The organism is Pedobacter sp. P26 (assembly GCF_050632135.1).
Classification (GTDB): domain Bacteria; phylum Bacteroidota; class Bacteroidia; order Sphingobacteriales; family Sphingobacteriaceae; genus Pedobacter.
The window spans coordinates 982,018-1,006,964 of record NZ_CP192574.1; the positions used below are offsets into that span (position 1 = coordinate 982,018).

Sequence of the window (24,947 nt, forward strand, 5' to 3'; positions counted from 1 at the left end):
TACCCGTATGCAGATCCGTTTAGATCAGCCTTTGGCCGCTAATGGCGATTTGGTAACCATCAAAATGGATTATTCATACATTGTACCAAAAGAAGGATCGGACAGGACCGGGCATTTAACCACCAAAAACGGAGAAATTTTTGCCATTGCACAATGGTTTCCACGTATGTGTGTATATGACGACGTAATCGGTTGGAATACTTTGCCTTACTGGGGAGGTGGTGAGTTTTATTGCGAATATGGTGATATTAACTTTGCTATTACTGCACCTGCAAGTCATATTGTGATGGGTTCAGGCGAATTATTAAACCCTGCTGAAGTTTTCACTCCGGAGCAATTAAAAAGGTGGAATGCAGCTAAACTGAGCGATGCTACCGTGCACATCCGTAGCGAAGCTGAGGTAACCGATCCGAAATCACGTCCGGCGAAAGATAAATTAACCTGGAAATTTAAAATTACCAATGCGCGCGATGCGGCCTGGGCTTCATCAAAAGCGTTCGTTTTAGATGCGGCAAGGTATAAACTGCCTAGTGGTAAAACAGGTTTGGCTGTTTCTGCGCAACCGGTAGAGAGCAACGGTGTTGATTCTTATGGTCGTGGGGTAGAATATGTAAAATCTACTATCGAACATTATTCATCAAAATGGTTCGAATATCCTTATCCAATGGCTGTTAACGTGGCGACCAATATTGGTGGTATGGAATATCCTGGCATTGTTTTCTGTGGATGGACTGCTAAAAAAGCCAGCGCATGGGGAGTAATCGATCACGAATTTGGGCACACCTGGTTCCCTATGATCGTGGGTTCTAACGAGCGTAAATACGGTTGGATGGACGAAGGATTTAATACTTTCATCAACGGTATTTCTAAGAAAAACTTTAATAATGGAGAATACGCTGGTCCTCCGGCTGATCTACATAGAATTGGTAAAAGTGTAATCGGTAACCCGATTTACGAAAACATCATGCAGATGCCTGATGGTATGGCCGAAAGAAATATTGGTGTTAACCTGTACAGCAAACCAGGATGGGGCCTGGATATTTTGAGAAACCAGATCTTAGGCGAAGACCGTTTTGATTATGCTTTCCGCCAGTACATTAAAAACTGGGCATTTAAACATCCAACACCATTTGATTTCTTCCGTTCGATGGAAAATGGAGCGGGCGAAGATTTAGCCTGGTTCTGGAGAAGTTGGTGGTTAAATAGCTGGAAAATGGATCAGGGCATTGCTGGTGTTGAGGCCGTTAAAAAAGATGATAAATTGGTAGGCTATAACATTAAAGTGGTGAACTTAGAGAAAATGCCGATGCCGATCATTCTTCAGATCAAAACCAAAAGCGGAAAAACTGAAACCGTAAAAGTTCCTGTTGATGTTTGGATGAAAAATGCGAGCTGGTTGGTTCGTTTCCCAACAACAGAAGAAATTGAATCGGTTACTTTGGATCCGGATAAAGTATTGCCAGATTCAAACCCTGATAACGATACGTGGACCGCTACGGGCAACTAAGCTAATGTCATTAAGTTAAGCGCCGCGATTGTCAGTCTGAGCGTAGTCGAAGACTTCTCGAGATTGATAAATCGCAAATAAATGCCCTTAGAATACGCTCAGGATGACATCTTTTAGAGATTTATCCTTTAATCAATGATATTGGGGCAACTAGCTTACCTTAAATAATTCCAGACCTCCTGATTTTAAAAGATCAGGAGGTTTTTTATTGCAAACTACCGACGGTTTACGAGAAACTATCAGATAATTTAGCGATCATAAATTTTACAGATATGGAAAAACCTACATTAGAAATCACCAATCCAGAAGGCATATACGATCCGCGTCCACATGGTTATTCTCATCTTGCCTCCGTTCCTGCAAATAGTCAGCTGGTATTTGTTGCCGGTCAGGGCGGTAGCAGAACAGATGGTATTTTAAGTGATGATTTTAGGACGCAGGTAAGCATCGTTTTCGGAAATATTGCCTTAGCTTTAAAAAGCAAAAAATTAACGATGGCCAACATTGCAAAACTGACTACTTTGGTAGTAGATTATGATGAGGCTAAGCATCACGTGTTGATCGATGAATCGAACAGAATATGGCCTGATCAGAAATTCCCGGTAAATACCCTTATCCCGGTACAAAGACTGGCCTTAAACGGTATGATGATCGAAATTGATGCTACCGCTGTTGGTTAATTTATAAACCCGGTTCCAATTATTGTTAACTGATATTATTTTTTGGGAAATGAAAGGTTCTGTTTCTCTTGGAGTTTTCAGTCCCGCTTTCCGTTCAAAGTCCTCGCTTCGCTGCGGGCTTCCACTTCAATCAGGTTTAAAAACATCAGTTCGATACCTTTGGCGCCATGCTGGAAGCAGACCGTTCATCCTAAACCTGACAGGAGCGGGCATCCCGATAAAATCGGGATAAAGCGGATGGCAGGGCTGCATTTGCCAGGAACCATTGTACGTTTGTTTCCAAAAAAAATAAAATATGATTAATTTGGTGTTACTAAAGCATGAGGTGATGTTCCGGATATTTTAAAACTTTGAATTAAAAATTAACATCGATAACCGAAAATTTATACGGATGGAAAAAGGAGAACGCAAAAATGTTTACCAAGTTTACAATAAGATAGGCTACTGGTTTGCCGAAAACCGTTATGCCGATTCGGTAGAAAAAGCTTATTTAAATGATATCCTCCAATACTTTCCAAAAAATGCAAAGGTTTTGGACCTGGGCTGCGGTAATGGGAAACCTATATTGGAATATTTTATCAACCATGGGATAAATGTTTTAGGAGTTGATGCCAGCGAGCAAATGATTGGGCTGGCAAAAATCAATTTCCCTTCTAACAGGTTTCTGCTAAAAGATATGCGTGAACTGGATCTTGATGAAAAATTTGATGCGATAATTGCCTGGCATAGTTTTTTTCATCTCCCTGCCGATGACCAGCCGGATATGTTTGCTATTTTTAAACGTCACCTTAAACCCAGCGGTATTTTACTGTTTACATCTGGAACGGAAAGGGGAGAAGTATGGGGCATGAATGGTGGCGAAAATCTTTTTCATGCTTCTTTGGCTACTGTTGAATATCAAACCTTGCTTCAGGCAAACCAATTTGAAGTGCTCAGGCACAAAATAAACGATCCCGATTGCGGCGGTGCAAATGTTTGGATGGCTCAGTACAAACCCTGATAATTTTGCTTTAACTTTGCTCCATGGCCGAACAGCAAAAAAACAATCCCTTACACGGTATCACCTTAGAAAAAATAGTAACCGATCTGCAAACGCATTACGGTTGGGAAAAACTGGGATCATTAATCAGGATCGATTGTTTCAATAATAATCAAACCATCAAATCGAGTTTAAAATTTTTAAGAAGAATGCCCTGGGCCAGAAAAAAGGTAGAGGATTTATACCTCGATACTTTTAATAAATGATGGAATGATTGCTTTTAGAATGATAAAATGAATGAGTGGGCGAGTCTAATCCAATATTCTCTCATTCGATCCTTCTGTCATCCAATCATTGAGTCATTCTCTCATTCAATCATTTCTATTTCCCTTGCAACCTTTTCTCTAAAGCCATCGTCATCTTGATCTAAACCTTATCAAATGAAAAATATTTTCTACTGTTTTTTGCTTACGCTTATGTTAAGCAGCTGTGCCCTTGGAGTCGCGACAACATTTTATTCCATGTCGAGAGGTAAATTAGATGTTCCTCAGAAAGAAACTTATAATGTGGTTTATCAGGCTAATTTTGGCGATCGATTAAGTGCTGATGTTGCCTATACCAATGAAAGCGGAAAACAGACCGAATTAAAAGAAGTAAACGGGGCCTGGGAAAAGGCTGTTACTTTAAAATCGGGCACACACGTTCAGCTTAAAACTTTAGCTACCGCTAAATCAAAATCAAGGGGCGAATACAAAATCCTGGTGGATGGTAAAGTAGTTTCTGAATACGTTTTGAGTGGGAAAAGACTCAATTATACTTTCTCATTTGATTTACCTTAAGAAGCTAAATTTTACTCAATTATTCTTGCATCCAATCATTCTCTAATTCAGTCATTTAATAATTAATTATTCATAAAATCTTCATATTGATTTTCGAGATTTAATAAACAAAATAACAAGGTTTATTCATCATTAATCAATGTAAAAATGAAAGCAATTAAAGTTTTAGTAATCGCCATAATAGCCGCTTTTACCATTAATACCGTAAGCGCTCAAACCACCACTCCGGCAAAAGCAGGAACAGAAAAAACACAGACCAAAAAAGGTCATAAAAAACATCATCATAAAAAACATACAAAAAAAGTAGCTAAAGCTTAAAAAAGGAAAGTCTTTCAGGTAAAACTGGAAGACTTTTTTGTTTGTTGCCTCAGACCTCCGAAGTTGTCTCTTTCCCACAGCCTCTTTTAAACTCCGGAAGAAAAAAATATTTTTCTGTCACACTTTCCACTTTTTCGTGTCTTATAGTTGAAACCCTGAAAAAGGTTAATCAAACAAATTAATAAAAAACAGAATTTTAGCTATGAAAACCTATTTATGGATGTTGCTGTGTGTATTATCTACGAAGACTTTCGCACAACAGCCGGGCGATATAAATGGAAAAATTGTGGATGGGAAAACGAACCAGCCCATTGAATATGTGGGGATTATCTTATCAAATAAAGCCGATTCGGCCAAAAAAGTAGGTATGGTAACCAACAAAGCCGGAGAATTTTCTTTTAGTGCGGTTGCCAATGGTGACTATAAAATCAGGATTTCTGCAATGGGCTACAACCCCATCACCAAAAACATCAATGTGAACGGAAAGGCTGTTCACATTGGCACTCTAAAATTGCTGGAAGATGCCATTGCCCTAAAAGATGTGGCGGTAAGTGGCCGTTATGCTTTGGCTACGGTAAAAAAGGATACGGTAGAATTTAACGCCGACGCTTATAAAACCAGGCCAAATGCGGCTGTAGAAGATTTGCTGAAAAAACTGCCTGGTGTAACCGTTGATAAAGATGGAAGTATTTTGGTGCAGGGGCAAAAAGTTACGCGCTTAACGGTTGATGGTAAAGATTTTTTCGGCACTGACCCTAAAACGGCAACCAAAAACCTTCCTGCCGATGCCATTGCGAAAGTTCAGCTGATTGATAGTAAAACACAAGAAGCGAAGGCAACCGGAATTGATGATGGTCAGCGTGAAAAAGTGCTGAACTTAACCATTAAAGAAGATAAGAAAAAAGGATGGTTCGGAAACGCTAACCTTGCAGGAGGAACAACTGATAAATACGGAAGTTATTTAAGCGCCAATCATTTTAATAAAAACCTACAGTTTGCTGTTTTGGGTATGAGCAACAATACCAATGATGCCAGTTTCGGTTATGACGACCTCAGTAGCTTCAGTGGAGGCAACATCGGCAATATTTTCGCGCCACCGGCCGGGGAAGTTTCTCAATCAACAACAATAACGGTAAAACTACCATTGGTGGCAGCGGTGTTTTTGATAACAATGCCATCGGATTGTATACCACCCACAGTGGAGGCGTAAATTATAGCAACTCCTGGGGCAAAAATAACAAGCTGGCTATTAGCGGAAGTTATTTCACTTATTTTTCTTCTGGTTTAGGTAATAGACTATCCAATATTCAGGACTTGAGTGCTGGCGATATTTTGCGTACGCTGGATAATACCGACCGCAATAGCAATAACCAGGCACACCGCTTTAATTTTAAGGCAGAATATCATCCCGATTCGTTAACAGACATGGTATTCCGGCCTAATGTAATTTTGAACAGTATCACCAATATCAATAACCGCACCTTCAACGCTAACTTTGATGCTGCAGGAAAAGCAAATGATGGAAGTCAATATTATAACCAGCATAATTTCACTCCATCTTTATTTGGAGAGTTTACGGTATTGAGGAGGTTGGAGAATAAAAAAGGCTCGGTCTCGCTCCGGTTAAACGGTACACAGAATACCTTTAATTCTGATTGGTTAAATCAATCTTTGCTCAACCAATATATAAATGGGGATACTACGGTTACCAATATCAACCAGCAGGCCAATCAGGAAAATGCCTCAAAAACCTATACCATTAATGGCAATTATGCCAGGCAGTTAAGCCAAAAATGGAGTACCAACCTTGCATATAGTTATACAAGAAGCGTTGTTGACGCGCAGCAGATCACCTTTGATTATAATCCAACTACCGATCGTTACGAAACCATTGTTCCATCTTTAACCAATACTTTTGATAACCATAACAGTTTGCAAACAGCTGGATTGGGTTTTATTTATACCGGAAAAGACTGGACATATAATTTCGGGTTAAATGCACAGGAGAGTTTATTGAATGCCAATGCATTTAATAACATAGGTGCCAACATTGGCAATATTGAAAAATCATATTACAATCTATTACCAAGGTTAACGGTCAACTTTAAAAACAAGGCCAACCAAACCATCGCCATCAATTACCGGGCGAGCGTTAATTTGCCCTCAGTAACCGATCTGCAACCTGTTCAGAACAATACCAATCTGTTATATCAAAGAATAGGAAACCCTGATCTCGAAGCCAGGAAAAACCATCGCCTGTCGGTAAACTTTAATACTTTTAGTCCGGATAATAACCGCTATTGGAATGGTTATTTTCTTTACAACCTATCATTTGATGATACCGGAAATGATATTACCTATAATAACGGCATCCAAACCGTTAAGCCTGTTAATGTGGATGGCAACTATTATCTGCGCGCCGGAACATTTTTTGGTATGCCATCGAAACTTAAAGGTTTAAGGATGAATTACGGTGCAAATTTCTTTACCGAGCATAGAATAAACTATATCAGCGGCACAAAAAACATTACAAACAGGTTTGAAATCGGTCCGAATATTAACTGGAGTTACGATATAGATGATAAATTTAATGCAGGTATTTATGCTTATGTGGGCTATACCAGGGTAAATAACACGGCAGAATCAGCCATTAACAATAAATATTTCAGTCTCGAAAATACCCTCAACCTCAGTTACGAGTTTATAAAAGATTTAAGGGTAGAGGCAGATGTAAACCACATTGGCTCTGCAGGCCGTGCCGATGGCTTTAACAATAATTACTTTTTGCTTAATGCCGGTATCAATAAATATTTGATGAAACGAAGGGTAACCTTAAGCTTAAAAGGTTTTGATATTTTAAACCAGAATACCAGTATCGATAGGATTGTAAACAGTAGCCGGATAGAAGATGTTCGTTACAACAATATCACCCGTTATTTTTACCTGTCGTTAAATTATAAATTAACCAGGATTGGGGCGAATAACGAAAGAAGTAATCCGCGTAATACGGTGAATTAGTTTTTCCAATTATTTTAAGCCCTTAACATTTCTATTAGAATAGAATGTTGAGGGCTCTTTATGTTTTTATATAATTAAGTTTTAAAAGCAAATTTACCATTTGCTTTTTTTATATGCCTTTAGAAAAACACCGGGCATTGGCCACCGAAATTATCGGTGAGCAGTATTTTGAAGTTTTTTAGACTGCTCCTTGACCATTTACCAGGAAAGAGATGTAAAAGGTTTATTTGGAAATGCCGGCCTAAACCTGATTAAAAACTTTACCGGTGTTATGTTAAGTTCGAACCGGCTGTCAACGTTATAAGAAGTATAACTTTTATTCCCCAAAGTGAATTTTTAAGGTTTTTTATCTGTGTTAGGTTAAAAATCTTAACGCAAACGTTTGTTAGTTGTTTTATCCCTGGATGAACATCTATTTTCTTAGACAGATTTCTTTAATTATTGGTTCTAAAAAACAATTTCAATAATATTAAGAGGATGTTCTCTTAATAAGTTTCTATCGCTATCCGGTAAGAGGTATAAAATTGGCCAATTTCCTTATTTATAATCAAACGTTTGCGTGGTGTTTGAAGATTTTGCATGCTTCAAATCGTTTAAATTAGGTTTGAAAATAGAAAATATGGAGTTTAACCAGCCTCTGCAAGTATTTGTTTTCAACGAGCGAGCAAAAATAACATTCTGAAATTCTTATGTATTTAAAAAAGATAGTTAGCCTATGATTTAAAAAGCAAATCTGGATTATCTCGCAACAACCTATCAACTAACTTAAAAACAACAATAATATGAAGATTAAATCTTTACTGATTTTTGGTGCAGTTGGCTTATTATGGCTTAACGAAAGTAAAGCTTTTGCCGATCTAAACCATCACACAAACCTTAATCACGAGGCAATGGGGCCGAACCACTTCGCCGATATTACCGTTAAAGGAAAAATAACCGATAAATCTGGTCCGGTTCCTGGAGCAACCATCACTTTAAAATCAAATCCGGGTATCGGCACCTCTACTGATGGGTCTGGTAATTTTGCAATCACTGTGCCTGCTGATGGCATTTTAATTATTAAATCTGTCGGTTATAAAACACAGGAAATTCCTGTGCAGGGCAAAACTACAATCAACATTAGCCTTGAAGAAGAAAATAATAATCTTAGCGATGTAGTAGTGGTTGGTTATTCGTCAAAAAAGCAGGGAGAATTGTCGAGCTCTGTTTCAGTTATTTCTGCAGAAAAATTAAAGGGTGTAGCCTCTAATGATGTAATTTCTATGATTCAGGGTAAAGCCCCGGGTGTAGTGGTTTCTTCTGGCTCAGGAGACCCGACTTCTGCACCTAAAATGACAATAAGAGGTATTGGAAGTATTAATGGCGGAACAGCACCGTTGTTAGTGGTAGATGGAAATATTCTTGGTGCTTATGGTACCGAAGGTGCTACCTATAGTCCAAATGATGTGGAATCTGTTACTATCTTAAAAGACGCTGCGGCTACCGGATTGTATGGCTCACGTGCAGGTAGTGGCGTTATCATCGTAACTACTAAAACAGGTAAAGCGGGAGAAGCAAAAATAGAATTCAGTTCAACAGTAGGTTTTAACTCACCTTCTACCGGTCATTTCAAATTGATGAACAGTCAGCAATTGTATGATTATCAAAAAACATTTTCCAACCCCGATCCATCTGTTTTAAAAAATGATACCAATTGGTGGGATTTGGCTACCCAAAACGGAATGACGCAGAATTATACCCTGTCTGCATCAGGAGGTACAGAAAAAACAAGGTATTACATTGCCGGTAACTTTTATAGAGAACAGGGTACCGTAATCAATAACGATAAAAATGCCTATAACTTAAGGGCGAATTTAAATAGCCAGTTAACCAAAAAACTTAAATTGAGTTTATTGTTGAACGGGGTATTTACCAGAAATAACTATGCTAACAGTAATTCTTTAGGCGATGGATACCTGAACCTCCCTTTCGACCCTGCTTACAATGCAGATGGAACACCTGTTGATCCACGGATTACACCAACCTGGAAAGGCCGCGATGTAGAAAATTTTCTTCATTCTACGCAATATAATCTTTCCTATCAAAGAAGTTTAAACTTAAGTGCCGATGTAAATTTAGATTATAACATTGTAAAGAACTTAACTTTTTCCAGCTATAACAGAACCACTTTTTATAACACCTTTGCAGTAGATTATTATGATAAAAGAACTAAAGAAGGGGTGCAACCAACGGCTCACTTTATAACTCCACAACATATAAAAACAGGTTATTAAGCTCAAACAGACTGAAATATGAGAATAGTTTTGGCGAAAATCATTTAACCGTACTGGCTGTTGGCGAAACGGAAAAATCGTACTATGATGATGCTTACTCAAATGGGAAAAATTTACCTGCCGGCCGTCCGGTAATGTCTACCGCAACCGATATTATCAGCAATCCATCCGGTGGGACAAATGAGTATAATTTTAGCAAATATTTAAGCCAGGTTGATTACAATTATGCAGGTAAATACTTTGCAATTGCCTCCTTTGTGCACGAAAATTCTTCGCGTTTTGGTTTAAATAAAAGTGGCGGCGATTTTTATCAGTTAGGTGCGTCATGGATTTTGAGCAATGAACAATTTTTAAAAGGCGTAAAACCGATTAGTTTCTTAAAATTAAGAGCAAGTTATGGTACAACGGGTAATGCCGAAATTGGTGATTATCCTTCATTAGGATTATATGCCATTGATGCGTCGGCCAGTTATGGCGGTTTACCCGGTGCAAGGCCTGATCAAAAAGGCAATCCCGACTTAACCTGGGAAAAGCAAAAAACAGCCAATATTGGTTTAGATATCGGATTTTGGAATAGGATAGATTTAACTGTTGATTTATATGATAAACGCTCTGATGCGCTATTGTTTAAAGTGCCTTTACCTTCAACTGATGGTTACGGATATATTTTCCAAAACGTTGGTGCCTTAAAAAATAGAGGGCTTGAGTTCAGCATCAATACTAAAAACTTTACAGGCCAGTTTCAATGGGAAACCAATTTCAATATGGCCTTTAACCGCAATACCATCTTAGGCCTTACTGAAGGAAAGGATGCTATTAACCCAGGTGGTTCTCAGCCAAAGGCGATAGGTCGCGATATTTATGATTGGAAAATGCCGATTTGGGCAGGAGTAGATCCGAACAATGGCGATCCGCTTTGGGAAAAAGTAATTACTGATGCAGATGGGGTAAACCATATTGCGGTAACCAATACTTACGCTCTGGCTACCCGCCAGTATACCGGTACATCGGCTTCACCGAAATTTACTGGAGGTTTTACCAATACCTTTAGCTATAAAGGTGTTTCACTAAGCGCATTTTTCAATTTTGTTTATGGTAACGAAGTGTATAACAATAGCCGTGCTTATTTTGATAATGATGGTTTGTACGAAAGTTATAATGCGATGGTATTAAAGTCGGGATGGAGCAGATGGGAAAAAGTTGGTGATGTTGCTACACACCCTAAACCGGTTTTAGGTGGTAACCATGATTCTAATCAACAATCATCACGTTACCTGGAAGATGGAAGTTATATCCGTTTGCGCAACATTACACTCGGCTATCAAATTCCAACCAGCTGGTTAAGTAAAATTAAAATAAGTAGTGTCCGGATTTTTGTAAGTGGCGATAACCTCTGGACAGGAACTAAATTTTCGGGTATAGATCCTGAGGTTGTACTGGCGCCAGATGATAATGATCCCAATGTTGTCCCGGGAAGTTCAAGTTTTAGATACCCGATCAGCAAAAAAATATTGTTTGGTGTAAACATTAGTTTATAGGAGAGGAAAAATATGAAAGCGAATCAAATTAAAATATATATAGTTGCACTTGCACTTATTTTTAGTGTAAGTAGTTGTAAAAAAGAAGTAAAACCATCAACAGCCATTGATGACGAATCTGCATTGACGAACCCTGGTGACATTGAGACTGCAACGATTGGTACTTATGCTGTACTGAGAAATGCTACTTATGTGAGAAGTGCTCATTTTTTAACAGAATTTCAGGGGGATAATGTGGCTCAGGGACAGCCATCTTCTGATGATCTTTCGAGGTGCTACCGCTATACCCATATTCCCACAGGGACACATGGTGCTAACTTTTGGAAACAGGCCTATTACGTTATTGTTGCTGCAAATAAGATTATAGCAGCTATTCCAGATAATTCGGGTGTAGATTTAAAACAGCTTAAAGGCGAAAATCTTTACCTAAAGGGAATGATGGAGTTTAACCTGGTTCGGGTATTTGGAAGGCCATATACACAGGGCAACGGCGAAAATCCGGGAGTTCCCGTTTTAAAGGAGGGTGTGCCTGCAGGTACACCAGCAAGAAATACCGTTAAAGAAGTATATGCCGCAGCTATTGCAGATTTATTAAAAGCAGCCGATTTGATGACTGTAGCAAAAGCGGATATTTTTGCATCGAAGGAAGTTGCTTATGCTTTGCTATCTCGTATTTACTTAAATATGGGCGATAATGTCAATGCCATAAAATATGCCGATCTGGTAATTGCTTCTGGTCGTTATAAATTGCTTCAGGGTGCAGATTATGCCAGTTACTTCACTAAAACTCCGGAAGCCAATCCGGAAACCATTTTTGCCATCCGTTATACCAAAACAGAAGATCAGGATTTTGGTGCCATTGGCTCCATGTATTACAGCGGTACACCAGGTGCATTATCTACCCCGGGTGCTCAGGGCAATACCGGCTATGGCGAAATTTATGCTTCTCAGCAATATGTGGCAGAGCTGGATAAAAATCCGGCAGATTTAAGACACAGTTTTATTGCGCCTTATAAAATTAACGGTGTGTTGCAGGTAAATACTAAGATATCCCCAAATGTACCGATGTATTATGTAACCAAATACAATTTGCAGGAAGGGATCGCAAATTTAAGCTCACCGGTTTACCTGCGTTTGGCAGAAATGTATCTGAATAAAGCTGAAGCAAATGCCAAACTCGGCAATGCACAATTGGCACTTGATGATGTAAACCTGATCCGTACCAGGGCCGGAATTCCGGTTTTAACGCTTGCAGGCATTGCTGCAGCAAATAAAACGGCTTTGGATGTTGTTTTAGAAGAACGCAGGCTTGAATTTGCTTTTGAAGGACAGCGCGCGTACGATCTGTTCAGGAATAACAGACCGATGACAAGAAATTATCCGGGTACGCACGCCTTAAATAACACGCCCAATACAAACATCACGCAAACCATTTTGCCTACCGATGCCCGTGTTATTTTTTACGTTCCGCAGTATGAGATAGACAATAACAAAAATCTAACTCAGAATCCTTAGCTCATTCGTGATAATAATGAGGGCTTTATCACCATTGAAATCAAAATTTAAGAGATGAAAAATATAAAAATATATGCCATTTGCCTCCTTTTTGCAGGTTTGGCAATAAGTTGTAAAAAGGACAAAAGTGCTGAACTTACGTCCAATTTAGAAGAGGTTGTGTTAGACCGCTCGGGCTGGAGTGCCACAGCTTCAAGCCAAGAAACAGCTAATCTGCCGGTAACCATTTTGGATGGTAATACGAATACTTTTTGGAGTTCGAATGCTACTGCTGCATTTCCACATTGGTTATTAATCGATATGAAAAAACAGACGGTAGTAACAAAAATCGGTTTAACTACAAAACAGGGCGATCCGAAAGGTTTTACCAAATTTAGGCTGGAAGGCAGTAATGATGGATCCAGTTTTACAGCTATTGGCGAGCTTACTTTTAATCCTGCCACTTATACCGAACAGGCATTTGCCTTATCGCCCGCCAGGAATGTGCGTTACCTTAAATTAACCGCTTTAGAAAAAGCCGCAACGCAAACGAGCAATGTTACTTTTTTAGCAGAGTTTAGCGTGACCGGCCTGCAGGAAAGAAAACCGCTTACCGATATTGCGTTGAGCAAAACAGGATGGACGGCAACAGCTTCGAGTGAAGTAAATTATCCTGGCGATGAAACTAATTTAGCAGCTTATGTGGTAGATGTAATTTCGGCCAAAAGTCCAACTGCGCCAACTGTTCCATCATTCTGGCAGGCCGATTACGATATATTGCATCCATATCCACATTGGATTATTGTTGATATGAAAAAGGCAAGTTTACTTTCTTATATCGGTCTTAATGCCCATACCGATCCAAAACAAGGTTTTAGCAAATTTTCTATTTCGGGAAGTGTAGATGGCGTTACCTTTACTCAATTGGGCGATGACCGGAATTTCAATCCAACTACAGTTAATGAGCAAAAATTTGCTGTTTCGCCAACAGCTCCGATCCGTTATGTGAAAATTACGCTGCTAGAAGGTACCAGTTACCCTTGCCTGGCAAATTTTGAGGGATATGTGAAACTCTAAAATTGTGGTGATTCGAAGAAAGCGATCTTAATTTTGATCGCTTTCTTTGTTTATGGCGCTTTTGTATTATAGGTTAGTAACGGATAAACAATATCTTTGAGGGTGTATTTTGTCCCTTATCTATGAAGAAAATTTTACAAATCATTCTTACGTTAGCCTTAATTACATCCGGTTTTAGCTGCAAAAAAGGCAATATTAAAAACCTGAACAGCATTGCCTATGGCTCATCATTCGGCATGTGCACAGGCTATTGTTCCAACAACTTACTCATTAGCGATTTAAAGCTTACCTTTTCCAAATCGAAGAATGGTCAGTCTGCCGATACCAAAACCTGTAGCAAGACCATTTCGGAAGCGGATGTTACCGCCATTAAAAATGAGTTGAACATCAGTAAGATTTCGAACCTGCCCGAAGTGATCGGTTGCCCAGATTGTGCTGATGGCGGAGCCGAGTGGATCTCGATCAATGCCGACGGTAAGCAATACAAAGTAACTTATGAGTATGGTAAAGCCCCAAAAGAACTGGAGGCCGCAGTGGAGCGGTTAAAAGTACTTAAAGATAGTTTTAAGGATTGCAATTAGTAGCGCGCGGGCTCTCATTAATTTAAATCCGTCCTTTTCAATGACGATAACTTGATTTTTTAAACCTGAGGGGAAAACGTAAATAGCAGTGATTTGCTGTGCCACATAAACCCGATATACGTGGATGCCGGTTTTTCATCGGCAGAAACATTAGCGGGACGGAACCCAGACTAAGGATTGCTGCAGTTGCTTTCCAAGATATCAGTTGTTAACTATGAGATGATGTTATAATTGATTCAATGTTTAAGCTGAGATAGATTGCTTCATGCCATCACAATTCCTCCGCTTCGGTTCGGCAATGACAATGACCCGGAAGAAAAATTACAACTCCTTAATCCTGAACTGAAAACCGGTAATTGCCAACTGAAAACTTTTTACGCTAACCCCTTGATTTTTAAAAAGAATTGTTCTACTTTTGCAGTCCGTTTTATGGGCTATCTGTAAGGATGCCGGGGGAGCGGTAAATTTTTTAAATAAAAAACATAAAAAAGCACAATGCCAACCATTCAACAATTAGTTAGAAAAGGTAGAGTAGCACTGGAGTTCAAGAGTAAGTCTCCAGCGTTGGACAGCTGTCCACAGCGAAGAGGTGTATGTACACGTGTGTACACCACTACCCCTAAAAAACCAAACTCAGCAATGCGTAAAGTAGCCCGTGTTCGTTTAACGAACGGTAAAGAGGTGAATGCTTACATTCCTGGAGAAGGTCACAACTTACAGGAGCACTCAATCGTATTGATCCGTGGTGGTCGTGTTAAAGATTTACCAGGTGTACGTTACCACATCATCCGTGGTGCATTAGATACATCAGGTGTGGCTGGTCGTAACCAACGTCGTTCTAAATATGGTACTAAACGTCCTAAACCAGGACAAGTAGCTGCGGCGCCAACAAAAGGTAAAAAGAAATAATCGGGAGGAAATAAGAAATGAGAAAGTCAAAACCAAAAAAGAGAATTATTCTTCCTGATCCAAAATTTAATGATGTTCAGGTAACTCGTTTTGTAAACAACATGATGTACGATGGAAAAAAATCTATCGCTTATTCAATTTTTTATGATGCTGTTGAAATTGCTGAGAAAAAAGCAGGTGAAAACGGTTTAGAGATATTCAAACGCGCATTAACTAACATTATGCCAGCTGTAGAGGTTAAATCTCGTCGTGTTGGTGGTGCTAACTTCCAGGTTCCAACTGAGGTTAGACCAGAGCGTAAAACAGCTTTAGGTATGAAATGGTTAATTTTATACGCTCGTCGTCGTGGTGAAAAAACCATGAAAGAGAAATTAGCTGGTGAAATCGTAGCTGCTGCTAAAGGTGAAGGTGCTGCTGTTAAGAAGAAAGAAGATACGCACAAAATGGCTGAGGCTAACAAAGCGTTCTCTCACTTCAGATTCTAATTTAGGATTAACAGATTAGTAAGATTACACAGATTTAATTAGAAGATTATACTGATTAGATAAATTACACCGATTTGTTTTAACATAATCGGTGTAATCATTTAAAATCAGATAAATCAAAAACATAACATGGCAAGAGATTTAAAATTTACAAGAAATATTGGAATTGCGGCTCACATTGATGCGGGTAAAACTACAACAACTGAGCGTATCCTTTATTATGCTGGTGTAAGTCATAAAATTGGTGAGGTGCACGAAGGTGCTGCAACAATGGACTGGATGGCACAAGAGCAAGAGCGTGGTATTACCATTACTTCTGCTGCAACTACAGTTAACTGGAAATACAGAAACCAGAACTATCACATGAATATTATCGATACACCCGGACACGTGGATTTTACCGTAGAGGTAAACCGCTCGTTACGTGTATTAGATGGTTTAGTGTTCTTGTTTTCGGCTGTTGATGGTGTTGAGCCTCAATCAGAAACCAACTGGCGTTTAGCGAATAACTACAATGTTGCCCGTATCGGTTTCGTGAATAAAATGGACCGTTCTGGTGCTGACTTCTTAAAAGTTGTTAAGCAAGTTAAAGACATGCTGGGTAGTAACGCAGTTCCTTTGCAGTTGCCTATCGGTTCTGAAGATAACTTCAAAGGTGTGGTTGATTTGATCAACAACCGTGGTATCGTTTGGAATGAACACGATAAAGGTATGACCTTTACTGAAGTGCCAATTCCTGATGATATGATTGATGAGGTTGCGGAGTGGAGAGAGAAACTGTTAGAATCAGTTGCTGATTATGATGAGTCTCTAATGGAGAAATTCTTCGATGCTCCTGAAACCATCACTGAGCGCGAAGTTTTAGACGCTTTACGTGCAGCTGTTTTAGATGCTAAAATCGTTCCGATGGTTTGTGGTTCATCTTTCAAAAACAAAGGTGTTCAAACCATGTTGGATTACGTGATGGAATTATTGCCTTCACCTCTTGATTCAGAAGGTGTAACAGGTACTAACCCAGATACAGGTGCTGAAGTTTTATTAAAACCAAGTATCAATGAGCCATTTGCAGCTTTAGCATTTAAAATTGCAACTGACCCATTTGTAGGCCGTTTATGTTTTATCCGTGTTTACTCGGGTAATTTAGAAGCTGGTTCTTACGTTTATAATACACGTTCAGAAAGCAAAGAGCGTATTTCACGTATCTTCCAAATGCATGCTAACAAGCAAAATCCTGTACCTAATGTGGCTGCTGGTGATATTGCTGCTGTAGTAGGATTTAAAGATATCAAAACTGGTGATACACTTTGTGAAGAGAAAAACCCAATCATTCTTGAGTCGATGAACTTCCCTGAGCCAGTTATCGGTTTAGCTATTGAGCCTAAAACTCAGGCTGACGTTGATAAATTAGGTATGGGCTTATCTAAATTAGCTGAAGAAGATCCTACATTCAGAGTTCAAACAGATCAGGAAACTGGTCAGACTGTAATTTCTGGTATGGGTGAGCTTCACTTAGATATCTTAATTGACCGTTTAAAACGCGAATTTAAAGTAGAAGTTAACCAGGGTGCGCCGCAGGTAGCATACAAAGAGGCAATCTTCGGTACTACTGAACACCGCGAAGTTTACAAAAAACAATCAGGTGGTCGTGGTAAATTCGCCGATATCAAAGTTGTTATCTCTCCAATTGATGCTGACTTTGAAAAAGGTGGTTTACAATTCGTCAATGAAATTGTAGGTGGTTCAATTCCTCGTGAATTTATTCCTTCAGTTGAAAAAGGATTTGCATCTGCAATGTCAAATGGTGTGTTAGCTGGTTATCCGCTTCCTGATATGAAAGTACGTTTGATTGATGGTTCATTCCACGCAGTCGATTCAGATGCTTTATCATTCGAGCTTGCAGCCCGTATGGCATACCGTGAGGCTTTACCTAAATGTAAACCTGCTTTGATGGAGCCAATCATGAAAATCGAAATCTTAACCCCTGAAGAAAACATGGGTGATGTTATCGGTGATATGAACCGTCGTCGTGGTCAGTTACAAGGTATGGATACCCGTAATGGATCTCAGGTAATTAAAGCATTGGTTCCACTTTCTGAAATGTTTGGTTATGTAACGCAGTTACGTACCATTACTTCAGGCCGTGCAACTTCTACCATGGAATTTGATCACTATGAGCCAGCGCCTAAAAATGTTCAGGACGAAGTAGTAGCTAAATCTAAAGGCAGAATTAAATCTGAAGACTAATATTAGATTTGAGTATTGAGATGTTAGATCTGAGACTTTTCTCCCTTCTAACATCTCCTATCTCACCTCTCAAAATAAATCCGGTTTCTGTTGTTAATAGCTCTAACAGGAAACCATAAATAAAAATAAGATGAGCCAAAGAATCAGAATTAAATTAAAATCTTACGATTACAACTTAGTAGATAAATCTGCTGAGAAAATCGTAAAAACTGTTAAACCTACGGGTGCAGTGGTTAGTGGTCCGATTCCACTTCCTACAGAGAAAAAAATCTTTACTGTTTTACGTTCTCCACACGTAAACAAAAAAGCTAGAGAGCAATTCCAATTGTGCGCCTACAAACGTTTATTGGATATTTATAGCTCTAACTCTAAAACAGTTGATGCTTTAATGAAACTTGAATTACCTAGCGGTGTTGAAGTTGAAATCAAAGTTTAATTGATTTTAAAAGAACAGAAAAGGTCTCGATGAAAATCGGGGCCTTTTTTATATACCCAAACTCCAAAACAAAAATTGAGCTGGCTGGTTCTACTGATATGACGAGTAAAGATAAGAAACAAGAAGGGTTACCTGTTGAGGGACAGGATTTTGCTGATCCTAAAGAAGAACTGACAGATAAACCATCCTCACATGGTGAGGTGGCCAATCAAAAAGGTGGTGATTTTTCTGAACTGGAAGAAAGCAGAATGGAAAATCCACCTAAACATCGTGATGAAAATGGGTCAACCAAAGACGATTTGGATAGTGGTACTGAGATTGATCAAAGTGAAGGTGTGCAGTAACTGCAATTGATTGCAGGACTGGTAACGCTAGAGGAAAAGACTGGGCAATAATAATGGGATCTGATTAAACTTTTTTATCGTACCAATGTTGTTAAAGGAGATTGACTACAAAGAAAATGGCTATGGAAAGTAATGAAAACAAAAATGTTGATCCTAATGGGGAGGTTAACCACAATGACGAGTATATAGAGTGGGATAACGGAGAGGCTACTTATGGCCATAAACGCACTGATTTTAAACGTAAAGACGAACCAGAGGCTTCTCATTTATTGAAAACAGAAAATGATCCTAAGCATGCCGTAAATGAAAATTTAAATAACTCGAATTTAAGTCGCGGTGAAGACATTGGAAACAGAAACAAGAATAACGAGAAGGGGTTAAGGGGTAAAGATTTATGATTTAATTATAAAGAGACTATTCTTATAGAATAATCCCTTTACAAGATTTATGCCTTTTCCGGTAGATGGAAATTATTTAGGATTCGACAACTGTAATGCGTTAATCAAGTAGCGAATGCCCTCAAATAGTTAGTCAATGATTTTTTTTAATCTTTGTCGCGAATCCTACAGCGCAGCAAATTTCAGTAACTTATAGCCAATTCACAAAGTAATATGGTTTTAATACATTGATATATGTCAAATATGATGTGTTTTTTTGTGTTCGATTAATTATTAACCCGAAATTGGTTAATAAAATGCCGTTGAAGATTTTCTGTACATATTTTCAACTTACTGTCTTCACCCTGACCTATAGCCCATCGGAAAAATAGTTACTCAACCGAGCCTTAAGTAATCTTAACGAAGACAATTTATTTCAGGGTTATAAATCATTCGTTTGCCGATAATCCCGTCTTATTCTTTCTGCATAATTATTAACCTCATCCAGATATTCAGGAACTCTTTTCTTAAAATCATCAATTAAAGATTTTCCGTCCGTTGTACGCTTTTTTGTGACATATTTAAGGCCATAGAAGGTTGTTGCGCCTAAAATTGCATATTTTAATAATCCCATAATCGTCTCTTTTATATTCCCGTATTTAATGCATGGTTTTCATCATCTTCATTGATGCCTTTATTCGTTTTAAAATCATCAGATGAACTTCCGGTATGACTTTCAGCACTCTTTATGCCAGGGTTTTTATCAGCACTGTTATATGCATCATCGCTAAGCGAATCTTTACCCTGTGTGCCAGAATTATCGAAACCATCCTTTGCTAAAGGATTGCCTTTAATCAGTTCATCTGGTTCCTTTCCATAAGCGGTTACAACATGAGTATCGTTGCTTTCTTCGAATGCTTTTTGGACATCAGATTTTTCTGATTGCTCATCACCTGATCCTACATAACCTTCAATATGCTCTTTTTTGTTATATATGCTCGTTTTCATAGAAATAAATTAAATGTCACTTAAACAACGTTTCTGAAACAAAAAGGTTTGTATTTTATTATTGAGTTCGTGACATAAAACTTAGGATATATTTAATTTAATCATGGATATTTAACTTCACATTAATAAGCTGAAAGTTACCGGGCAATTGCTGTGATTTTAGCAAATAGCTGATGAATTAATATTTGAGTATGAGCAAGGCAGAGCAAAATAGGGTTAATCAACAATATGCCGGTCAAAAAGCATGGCTTAAGTGGGGGCCATACCTTACCGAGCGACAGTGGGGAACCGTGAGGGAAGATTATAGCCCCGGTGGAAATGCCTGGGATTATACAACGCATGATACGGCGAGGAGTAAAGTTTTTAGGTGGGGAGAGGAAGGTATTGCGGGCATAAGTGATGATCAGCAAGTGCTTTGCGTAGGATTAGCTTTGTGGAATGGCAAGGATGCTATTTTAAAGGAACGGCTTTTTGGTTTGAATAATGGAGAGGGGAATCATGGGGAAGATGTAAAGGAACTTTATTATTATCTGGATAATACACCCATGCATACCTATATGCAGATGTTGTATAAATATCCACATTCTGCTTTCCCTTATGCCAGGCTAGTAGAAGAAAATGCCAAACGATCAAGGCAGGAGCCTGAATTTGAATTGATGGATACAGGCATCTTTGATGAAGATAAATATTTTGATGTTTTTATCAGTTATGCAAAAAATGATGTAGATGATTTGCTTATTAATTACACCATTTTCAATAGAAGCAATGAAGATGCCGGGCTTCATATTTTACCACAATTATGGTACCGTAACAACTGGAATTTGAATGGCGAAATCGCTAAACCTGCAATTAGCAGCATCGGACAAGATAAATTGCTTTTACATTCAGAAAAGCAAGGTAAATTGTATTGTTATACGGATGGCAAACCTGAATTTTTATTTACCGATAATGAAACCAACAATGAACGTTTGTATCAATCGGCCAATGCATCAGATTTTGTAAAGGATGGTATAAACGATTATTTGATACACGGAAATAAGAAAGCGATAAATCCTGCCAAAACAGGAACCAAAGTAGCAGTTCATTATACCAAAATTATTCCGGCAAAACAAAGCATCAGCATAAAATTAAGATTAAGCCGTAGTCAGTTAAAAGCACCATTTGAAGATTATGATCAGATTTTTGAAGATCGTAAAAAAGAAGCCAATGAGTTTTATGCCGATAAATACGCGGTGGATGGTAATGATGAAGAAAAAATGGTGCAACGACAGGCTTGGGCCGGTATTTTGTGGAATAAACAGTATTATAATTATGATGTAAATGCCTGGCTAAAGGGCGATGTGGGTTTACCTAAACCGGCAAATGAAAGAGCCTGTGGTAGAAATTGCCACTGGAGCCATTTTATGGCCAATGATATTATTTTAATGCCTGATAAATGGGAGTATCCATGGTTTGCGGCCTGGGATCTTGCTTTTCATTGCATTGCGCTTGCGCCTGTAGATCCGGATTTTGCAAAACAGCAATTGCGATTATTATTAAACAATAGTTATATTCATCCAAACGGACAGTTACCCGCATACGAATGGGATTTTACAGATGCCAATCCGCCAGTGCATGCATTAGCTTCTTACAAGGTTTACCTGGTAGATAAAAAAATAAAGGGAACCGGAGATATAAAGTTTTTAGAAGAAGTATTTCAGCGCTTACTCCTCAACTTTACGTGGTGGGTAAATCAAAAAGATAGCGAGGGTAATAATATTTTTGAAGGCGGCTTTCTGGGGCTTGATAATATTGGAGTGTTTAACCGCAGTGAGCCAGTACCCGGAGGTGGGTTTTTGGAGCAGGCTGATGGCACCAGCTGGATGGCGATGTACGCTTTGAATATGCTCCAAATAAGTATAGAACTTGCCTTGCAAAATCGATTGTATGAAGACATGGCTATAAAATTTGCGGAACATTTTTTATTCATTGCCGGATCAATTGATAATATGGGTGACCATCACATTGGACTATGGGATGAACATGATGGTTTTTACTACGATTTATTACGTAATCCTAATGGAAATTGGGATCGGTTACGCCTCCGCTCACTTGTTGGTTTGATCCCCATGTTTGCAGTAATCGTTTTTAGCGAAAAAGATTGGAAAGATTTGCCAAAACTTAGGTCTCACCTGGAAGCTTTTATGATTCAACGACCTGATTTGGTGCAGCTAGTGAGTCACTGGGCCGATAATAGTGGGAATGATAAACACTTGTTTTCGCTTTTGCGGGGTCATAGGATGAAATGCTTTTGCGCAGAATGCTGGATACTACCGAGTTTCTTTCTGATTTTGGTATTCGATCAGTTTCTAAAATTTATGAAGAACATCCTTATAGTTACTGGTTAAATGGAAGCGATTATTCTGTAAAATACATTCCTGCAGAAAGTGATACCGGTATGTTTGGTGGCAATAGCAATTGGCGTGGACCAATTTGGATGCCTTTAAACTATTTATTAGTTGAATCCATAAAACACTTTCACGAATATTATACAGACGATTTTAGGGTAGAATACCCCACCGGCTCCAACGACTATTTCTCATTGAACGAAATTGCAGATTTGTTGAGCAAAAGGATGAAAAATTTATTCCTTAAAAATGATAAAGGTGAGCGTGCGGCATTTGGAGGTTATCCCAAATTAAATCACGACGAGCATTTTAAAGATTACATTTTATTTTACGAGTACTTTAACGGTGACAATGGAAAAGGGCTGGGCGCTAGCCATCAAACCGGGTGGACTGCTTTGATTGCCCTTTTATAGAATTAAAACTATCCATGCGATGTATTACACTTGGCAGGCATAAAAAATCAGAGGTTTTAAAAACGAATCTTTTTATTAAAGCACCTGAATCATTAACTTCGCCCCAAATTAATTGAACGCATGGAATGGAAATATTTACTTTCGAATAAACGGTACGGACAGGAACAATATGGTGCCAGTACCGATCGTGCGCGTTCAGATTTTCAGCGCGATTATGACCGTTTAATTTTTTCATCCCCGTTTAGAAGATTGCAGAATAAAACCCAGGTTTTCCCATTACCTGGAAGTGTTTTTGTGCACAACCGCTTAACCCACAGCTTAGAAGTGGCAAGTGTGGCCCGTTCAATGGCAAATATATTTTTAAAAAGTATAGAAGAACATCAGCCGCAACTCATTAAAGATGTTCCTTTAATTAATGAAGTAGGTAATATTGTGGCTGCGGCTGCTTTAGCCCACGATTTGGGTAATCCGGCTTTTGGACATTCAGGAGAAGCAGCCATCTCGCGCTATTTTACCGATGGTGATGGTAAGGTTTACCAGAAAGAAATGAGCGAAACGCAATGGCACGACTTGATTAATTTCGAAGGAAACGCCAATGCCATCCGCATTCTTACTCATCCGTTGAAGGGAAAAGGAAATGATGCTTATGCGCTTACTTATTCTACTTTAGCCTCTATTGCCAAATATCCATGTGCCTCAATTGCTGGCAAACAAAAGGGGCTTTTGCACCGTAAAAAATATGGTTTCTTCCAGTCAGAAGAAGAGAGTTTCAAAAAGATTGCAGATGAACTTCACCTGGAGCAGGAAGATAATGAATACCTCATTTATAAACGCCATCCTTTAGTTTACCTGGTAGAAGCTGCCGATGATATCTGTTACAGTATCATTGATCTGGAAGATGCACACCGTTTAAAAATCCTGTCGTACGAAGAGGTAAAAAACTACCTGTTGCCTTTTGCCAATTCAATCACAATTGAAGAGCGTTTAAAAAACGATTACGAAGACGATGATGCCAAAATTGGCCTGCTCCGCGCTAAAGCGATTAATACCTTAACAAACCAATGTGCAGCTATATTTTTTAGAGAACAAGAAAAACTACTAAAGGGTGAACTCAACCATAGTTTAACCGATTTACTGCCCGAACCCTATATCTCGGCCTGGAAAGCTGTAGAAAAAATCTCAGTGGAACGCATATATAATTTCTCGTCGGTTATACAGAAAGAGGTGGCAGGTTATAAAATTATGGCTGGTTTATTAGAAGAGTTTGTTCCTGCACTTATTCATAACAATACACACTATTACAAAAAACTGGTTAAACTTATTCCTAAACAATATCATACTGATTTGACCGATATTTATTCTATTATACAGAGTGTACTAGACTTCGTTTCTGGAATGACAGACCTATATGCTGTAGATTTATACCGGAATATTAAGGGAATATCCTTTCCTTCAGAAACCTAAAGCTGTAGTTTTTAGGTAAAATAAACCGCTCGCAATTCATCAATTGAAGGAACTGGATTTGGCTTTGATTGAGTTCAGGTTGCCAAATGTCGCTGCAGCTATCATTGACAGGCTCCAACAGAATGGTCGTCATTCCCGCGCATGCCTATCGTGTTGACACAATTAATTATAACATTCTTCTATCGCTCTATGCCGCGGGGCATGGTACTTTGGAGCGCCAAAGTACCCAAAGCGCTTTGTCATCCGATGGCTATCGGATCCAGCAATGAGCCTTTTACACAATCTCATGCGCATAAAAAACAGTGACACTTCGTTTTGTGTTATATATTTTTTAAAAATTAAATTATCGATTATGAACACAAAACCACTGCGTTTCAGGTTTGTTACTGCCATTTTTACTGTTGTGCACCTGTTTTTTTGATTTCCCCGGCTCTTGGGATTGACAGCGTCCTTGGTTATAATCCGTGCTTTATTAAAGTTAGTTAGCAAAACGCCTAAAAATACTTAAAAGATGTGTCCACACGATAGGCGCATGCGGGAATCTTAAAGCGCTTGCACTACGATTCCCAATCGAGT

24 protein-coding genes and 1 pseudogene are annotated in these 24,947 nt (G+C 38.8%); 23 read left to right on the forward strand and 2 right to left on the reverse strand.

Going from position 1 to position 24,947, the window contains the following annotated elements:
- Positions 1-7: 7 nt before the first annotated feature.
- The 20 genes and pseudogenes from ACQ86H_RS04655 to ACQ86H_RS04750 all read left to right on the forward strand — a co-directional run bounded on the left by ACQ86H_RS04655 (position 8) and on the right by ACQ86H_RS04750 (position 19,120).
- A complete protein-coding gene (locus tag ACQ86H_RS04655) occupies positions 8-1,507 on the forward strand; it encodes a M1 family metallopeptidase (protein WP_431294010.1) in 1,500 nt (499 codons plus the stop codon).
- Between the two features lie 272 nt (positions 1,508-1,779).
- Positions 1,780-2,187, forward strand: a complete 408-nt coding sequence (locus ACQ86H_RS04660; RefSeq protein ID WP_431294011.1) for a RidA family protein — start codon at positions 1,780-1,782, stop codon at positions 2,185-2,187.
- Positions 2,188-2,578: 391 nt separating this feature from the next.
- Positions 2,579-3,187 (forward strand): class I SAM-dependent methyltransferase, encoded by a 609-nt coding sequence (locus tag ACQ86H_RS04665; protein WP_431294012.1) that lies wholly within the window; start codon positions 2,579-2,581, stop codon positions 3,185-3,187.
- 23 nt (positions 3,188-3,210) lie between these two features.
- Complete coding sequence (locus tag ACQ86H_RS04670; RefSeq protein WP_121283883.1) at positions 3,211-3,432, forward strand: VF530 family DNA-binding protein; 222 nt, start codon at positions 3,211-3,213, stop codon at positions 3,430-3,432.
- Positions 3,433-3,606: 174 nt separating this feature from the next.
- Complete coding sequence (locus ACQ86H_RS04675; protein WP_138818440.1) at positions 3,607-4,005, forward strand: hypothetical protein; 399 nt, start codon at positions 3,607-3,609, stop codon at positions 4,003-4,005.
- Positions 4,006-4,152: 147 nt separating this feature from the next.
- A complete protein-coding gene (locus tag ACQ86H_RS04680; protein WP_168202500.1) occupies positions 4,153-4,323 on the forward strand; it encodes a hypothetical protein in 171 nt (56 codons plus the stop codon).
- A 202-nt stretch (positions 4,324-4,525) separates the two neighbouring features.
- A complete protein-coding gene (locus ACQ86H_RS04685; protein ID WP_431294013.1) occupies positions 4,526-5,533 on the forward strand; it encodes a carboxypeptidase-like regulatory domain-containing protein in 1,008 nt (335 codons plus the stop codon).
- Positions 5,506-7,341 (forward strand): outer membrane beta-barrel protein, encoded by a 1,836-nt coding sequence (locus ACQ86H_RS04690; protein WP_431294014.1) that lies wholly within the window; start codon positions 5,506-5,508, stop codon positions 7,339-7,341. Before ACQ86H_RS04685 ends, ACQ86H_RS04690 begins: the two co-directional genes overlap by 28 nt.
- Before the next feature lie 190 nt (positions 7,342-7,531).
- On the forward strand, positions 7,532-7,645 hold the full coding sequence (locus ACQ86H_RS04695) for a hypothetical protein (protein WP_431294015.1): 114 nt from the start codon (positions 7,532-7,534) through the stop codon (positions 7,643-7,645).
- A gap of 478 nt (positions 7,646-8,123) precedes the next feature.
- Positions 8,124-9,614: a TonB-dependent receptor plug domain-containing protein gene (locus tag ACQ86H_RS04700; RefSeq protein WP_431294016.1), complete on the forward strand. Its 1,491-nt coding sequence runs from the start codon at positions 8,124-8,126 to the stop codon at positions 9,612-9,614.
- A gap of 5 nt (positions 9,615-9,619) precedes the next feature.
- Positions 9,620-11,152, forward strand: a pseudogene (locus ACQ86H_RS04705) (SusC/RagA family TonB-linked outer membrane protein); the annotation flags it as partial.
- A gap of 12 nt (positions 11,153-11,164) precedes the next feature.
- Entirely contained in the window at positions 11,165-12,667 is a 1,503-nt protein-coding gene (locus ACQ86H_RS04710) for a RagB/SusD family nutrient uptake outer membrane protein (protein WP_431294017.1), read from the forward strand.
- A gap of 54 nt (positions 12,668-12,721) precedes the next feature.
- Entirely contained in the window at positions 12,722-13,723 is a 1,002-nt protein-coding gene (locus tag ACQ86H_RS04715) for a discoidin domain-containing protein (protein ID WP_138818435.1), read from the forward strand.
- A gap of 122 nt (positions 13,724-13,845) precedes the next feature.
- Positions 13,846-14,304, forward strand: a complete 459-nt coding sequence (locus ACQ86H_RS04720; RefSeq protein ID WP_431294018.1) for a hypothetical protein — start codon at positions 13,846-13,848, stop codon at positions 14,302-14,304.
- A 495-nt stretch (positions 14,305-14,799) separates the two neighbouring features.
- Positions 14,800-15,213, forward strand: coding sequence for a 30S ribosomal protein S12 (gene rpsL / locus ACQ86H_RS04725; RefSeq protein WP_008244597.1), 414 nt, complete (start codon positions 14,800-14,802; stop codon positions 15,211-15,213).
- Between the two features lie 17 nt (positions 15,214-15,230).
- A complete protein-coding gene (gene rpsG / locus ACQ86H_RS04730; protein ID WP_056097505.1) occupies positions 15,231-15,698 on the forward strand; it encodes a 30S ribosomal protein S7 in 468 nt (155 codons plus the stop codon).
- Between the two features lie 129 nt (positions 15,699-15,827).
- Positions 15,828-17,942, forward strand: a complete 2,115-nt coding sequence (gene fusA, locus ACQ86H_RS04735; RefSeq protein WP_431294019.1) for an elongation factor G — start codon at positions 15,828-15,830, stop codon at positions 17,940-17,942.
- 130 nt (positions 17,943-18,072) lie between these two features.
- The gene (gene rpsJ, locus ACQ86H_RS04740) at positions 18,073-18,378 is read left to right on the forward strand and encodes a 30S ribosomal protein S10 (RefSeq protein WP_008244591.1); all 306 of its coding nucleotides are present in this window, start codon (positions 18,073-18,075) and stop codon (positions 18,376-18,378) included.
- Positions 18,379-18,407: 29 nt separating this feature from the next.
- A complete protein-coding gene (locus tag ACQ86H_RS04745) occupies positions 18,408-18,722 on the forward strand; it encodes a hypothetical protein (protein ID WP_431294020.1) in 315 nt (104 codons plus the stop codon).
- A gap of 122 nt (positions 18,723-18,844) precedes the next feature.
- On the forward strand, positions 18,845-19,120 hold the full coding sequence (locus ACQ86H_RS04750; protein WP_431294021.1) for a hypothetical protein: 276 nt from the start codon (positions 18,845-18,847) through the stop codon (positions 19,118-19,120).
- Between the two features lie 421 nt (positions 19,121-19,541).
- On the opposite strand, the gene ACQ86H_RS04755 is transcribed toward ACQ86H_RS04750, so the two are convergent.
- Both ACQ86H_RS04755 and ACQ86H_RS04760 read right to left on the reverse strand, forming a co-directional pair.
- Entirely contained in the window at positions 19,542-19,733 is a 192-nt protein-coding gene (locus ACQ86H_RS04755) for a YtxH domain-containing protein (protein ID WP_431294022.1), read from the reverse strand.
- 11 nt (positions 19,734-19,744) lie between these two features.
- Positions 19,745-20,107: a hypothetical protein gene (locus tag ACQ86H_RS04760; protein WP_431294023.1), complete on the reverse strand. Its 363-nt coding sequence runs from the start codon at positions 20,105-20,107 to the stop codon at positions 19,745-19,747.
- Positions 20,108-20,298: 191 nt separating this feature from the next.
- On the opposite strand from ACQ86H_RS04760, the gene ACQ86H_RS04765 reads away from it, so the two are divergent.
- The 3 genes from ACQ86H_RS04765 (at position 20,299) to ACQ86H_RS04775 (ending at position 24,371) form a co-directional block, all read left to right on the forward strand.
- Positions 20,299-22,494, forward strand: coding sequence for an MGH1-like glycoside hydrolase domain-containing protein (locus tag ACQ86H_RS04765; RefSeq protein WP_431294024.1), 2,196 nt, complete (start codon positions 20,299-20,301; stop codon positions 22,492-22,494).
- Positions 22,407-22,907 carry a hypothetical protein gene (locus ACQ86H_RS04770; protein WP_431294025.1) on the forward strand — a complete coding sequence of 167 codons (501 nt, stop codon included), beginning with the start codon at positions 22,407-22,409 and terminating at the stop codon, positions 22,905-22,907. Before ACQ86H_RS04765 ends, ACQ86H_RS04770 begins: the two co-directional genes overlap by 88 nt.
- Positions 22,908-23,027: 120 nt before the next feature.
- Positions 23,028-24,371, forward strand: a complete 1,344-nt coding sequence (locus ACQ86H_RS04775; protein ID WP_431294026.1) for a deoxyguanosinetriphosphate triphosphohydrolase — start codon at positions 23,028-23,030, stop codon at positions 24,369-24,371.
- The last annotated feature ends 576 nt before the right edge of the window (positions 24,372-24,947 follow it).

Bases quoted from the DNA above. Each gene is read 5' to 3' on its own strand.
- ACQ86H_RS04655 (WP_431294010.1), top strand. From the start codon at position 8: ATGCAGATCCGTTTAGATCAGCCTTTGGCCGCTAATGGCGATTTGGTA.
- ACQ86H_RS04660 (WP_431294011.1), top strand. From the start codon at position 1,780: ATGGAAAAACCTACATTAGAAATCACCAATCCAGAAGGCATATACGAT.
- ACQ86H_RS04665 (WP_431294012.1), top strand. From the start codon at position 2,579: ATGGAAAAAGGAGAACGCAAAAATGTTTACCAAGTTTACAATAAGATA.
- ACQ86H_RS04670 (WP_121283883.1), top strand. From the start codon at position 3,211: ATGGCCGAACAGCAAAAAAACAATCCCTTACACGGTATCACCTTAGAA.
- ACQ86H_RS04675 (WP_138818440.1), top strand. From the start codon at position 3,607: ATGAAAAATATTTTCTACTGTTTTTTGCTTACGCTTATGTTAAGCAGC.
- ACQ86H_RS04680 (WP_168202500.1), top strand. From the start codon at position 4,153: ATGAAAGCAATTAAAGTTTTAGTAATCGCCATAATAGCCGCTTTTACC.
- ACQ86H_RS04685 (WP_431294013.1), top strand. From the start codon at position 4,526: ATGAAAACCTATTTATGGATGTTGCTGTGTGTATTATCTACGAAGACT.
- ACQ86H_RS04700 (WP_431294016.1), top strand. From the start codon at position 8,124: ATGAAGATTAAATCTTTACTGATTTTTGGTGCAGTTGGCTTATTATGG.
- ACQ86H_RS04710 (WP_431294017.1), top strand. From the start codon at position 11,165: ATGAAAGCGAATCAAATTAAAATATATATAGTTGCACTTGCACTTATT.
- ACQ86H_RS04715 (WP_138818435.1), top strand. From the start codon at position 12,722: ATGAAAAATATAAAAATATATGCCATTTGCCTCCTTTTTGCAGGTTTG.
- ACQ86H_RS04720 (WP_431294018.1), top strand. From the start codon at position 13,846: ATGAAGAAAATTTTACAAATCATTCTTACGTTAGCCTTAATTACATCC.
- rpsL (WP_008244597.1), top strand. From the start codon at position 14,800: ATGCCAACCATTCAACAATTAGTTAGAAAAGGTAGAGTAGCACTGGAG.
- rpsG (WP_056097505.1), top strand. From the start codon at position 15,231: ATGAGAAAGTCAAAACCAAAAAAGAGAATTATTCTTCCTGATCCAAAA.
- fusA (WP_431294019.1), top strand. From the start codon at position 15,828: ATGGCAAGAGATTTAAAATTTACAAGAAATATTGGAATTGCGGCTCAC.
- rpsJ (WP_008244591.1), top strand. From the start codon at position 18,073: ATGAGCCAAAGAATCAGAATTAAATTAAAATCTTACGATTACAACTTA.
- ACQ86H_RS04745 (WP_431294020.1), top strand. From the start codon at position 18,408: ATGAAAATCGGGGCCTTTTTTATATACCCAAACTCCAAAACAAAAATT.
- ACQ86H_RS04750 (WP_431294021.1), top strand. From the start codon at position 18,845: ATGGAAAGTAATGAAAACAAAAATGTTGATCCTAATGGGGAGGTTAAC.
- ACQ86H_RS04755 (WP_431294022.1), bottom strand. From the start codon at position 19,733: ATGGGATTATTAAAATATGCAATTTTAGGCGCAACAACCTTCTATGGC.
- ACQ86H_RS04760 (WP_431294023.1), bottom strand. From the start codon at position 20,107: ATGAAAACGAGCATATATAACAAAAAAGAGCATATTGAAGGTTATGTA.
- ACQ86H_RS04765 (WP_431294024.1), top strand. From the start codon at position 20,299: ATGAGCAAGGCAGAGCAAAATAGGGTTAATCAACAATATGCCGGTCAA.
- ACQ86H_RS04770 (WP_431294025.1), top strand. From the start codon at position 22,407: ATGCTGGATACTACCGAGTTTCTTTCTGATTTTGGTATTCGATCAGTT.
- ACQ86H_RS04775 (WP_431294026.1), top strand. From the start codon at position 23,028: ATGGAATGGAAATATTTACTTTCGAATAAACGGTACGGACAGGAACAA.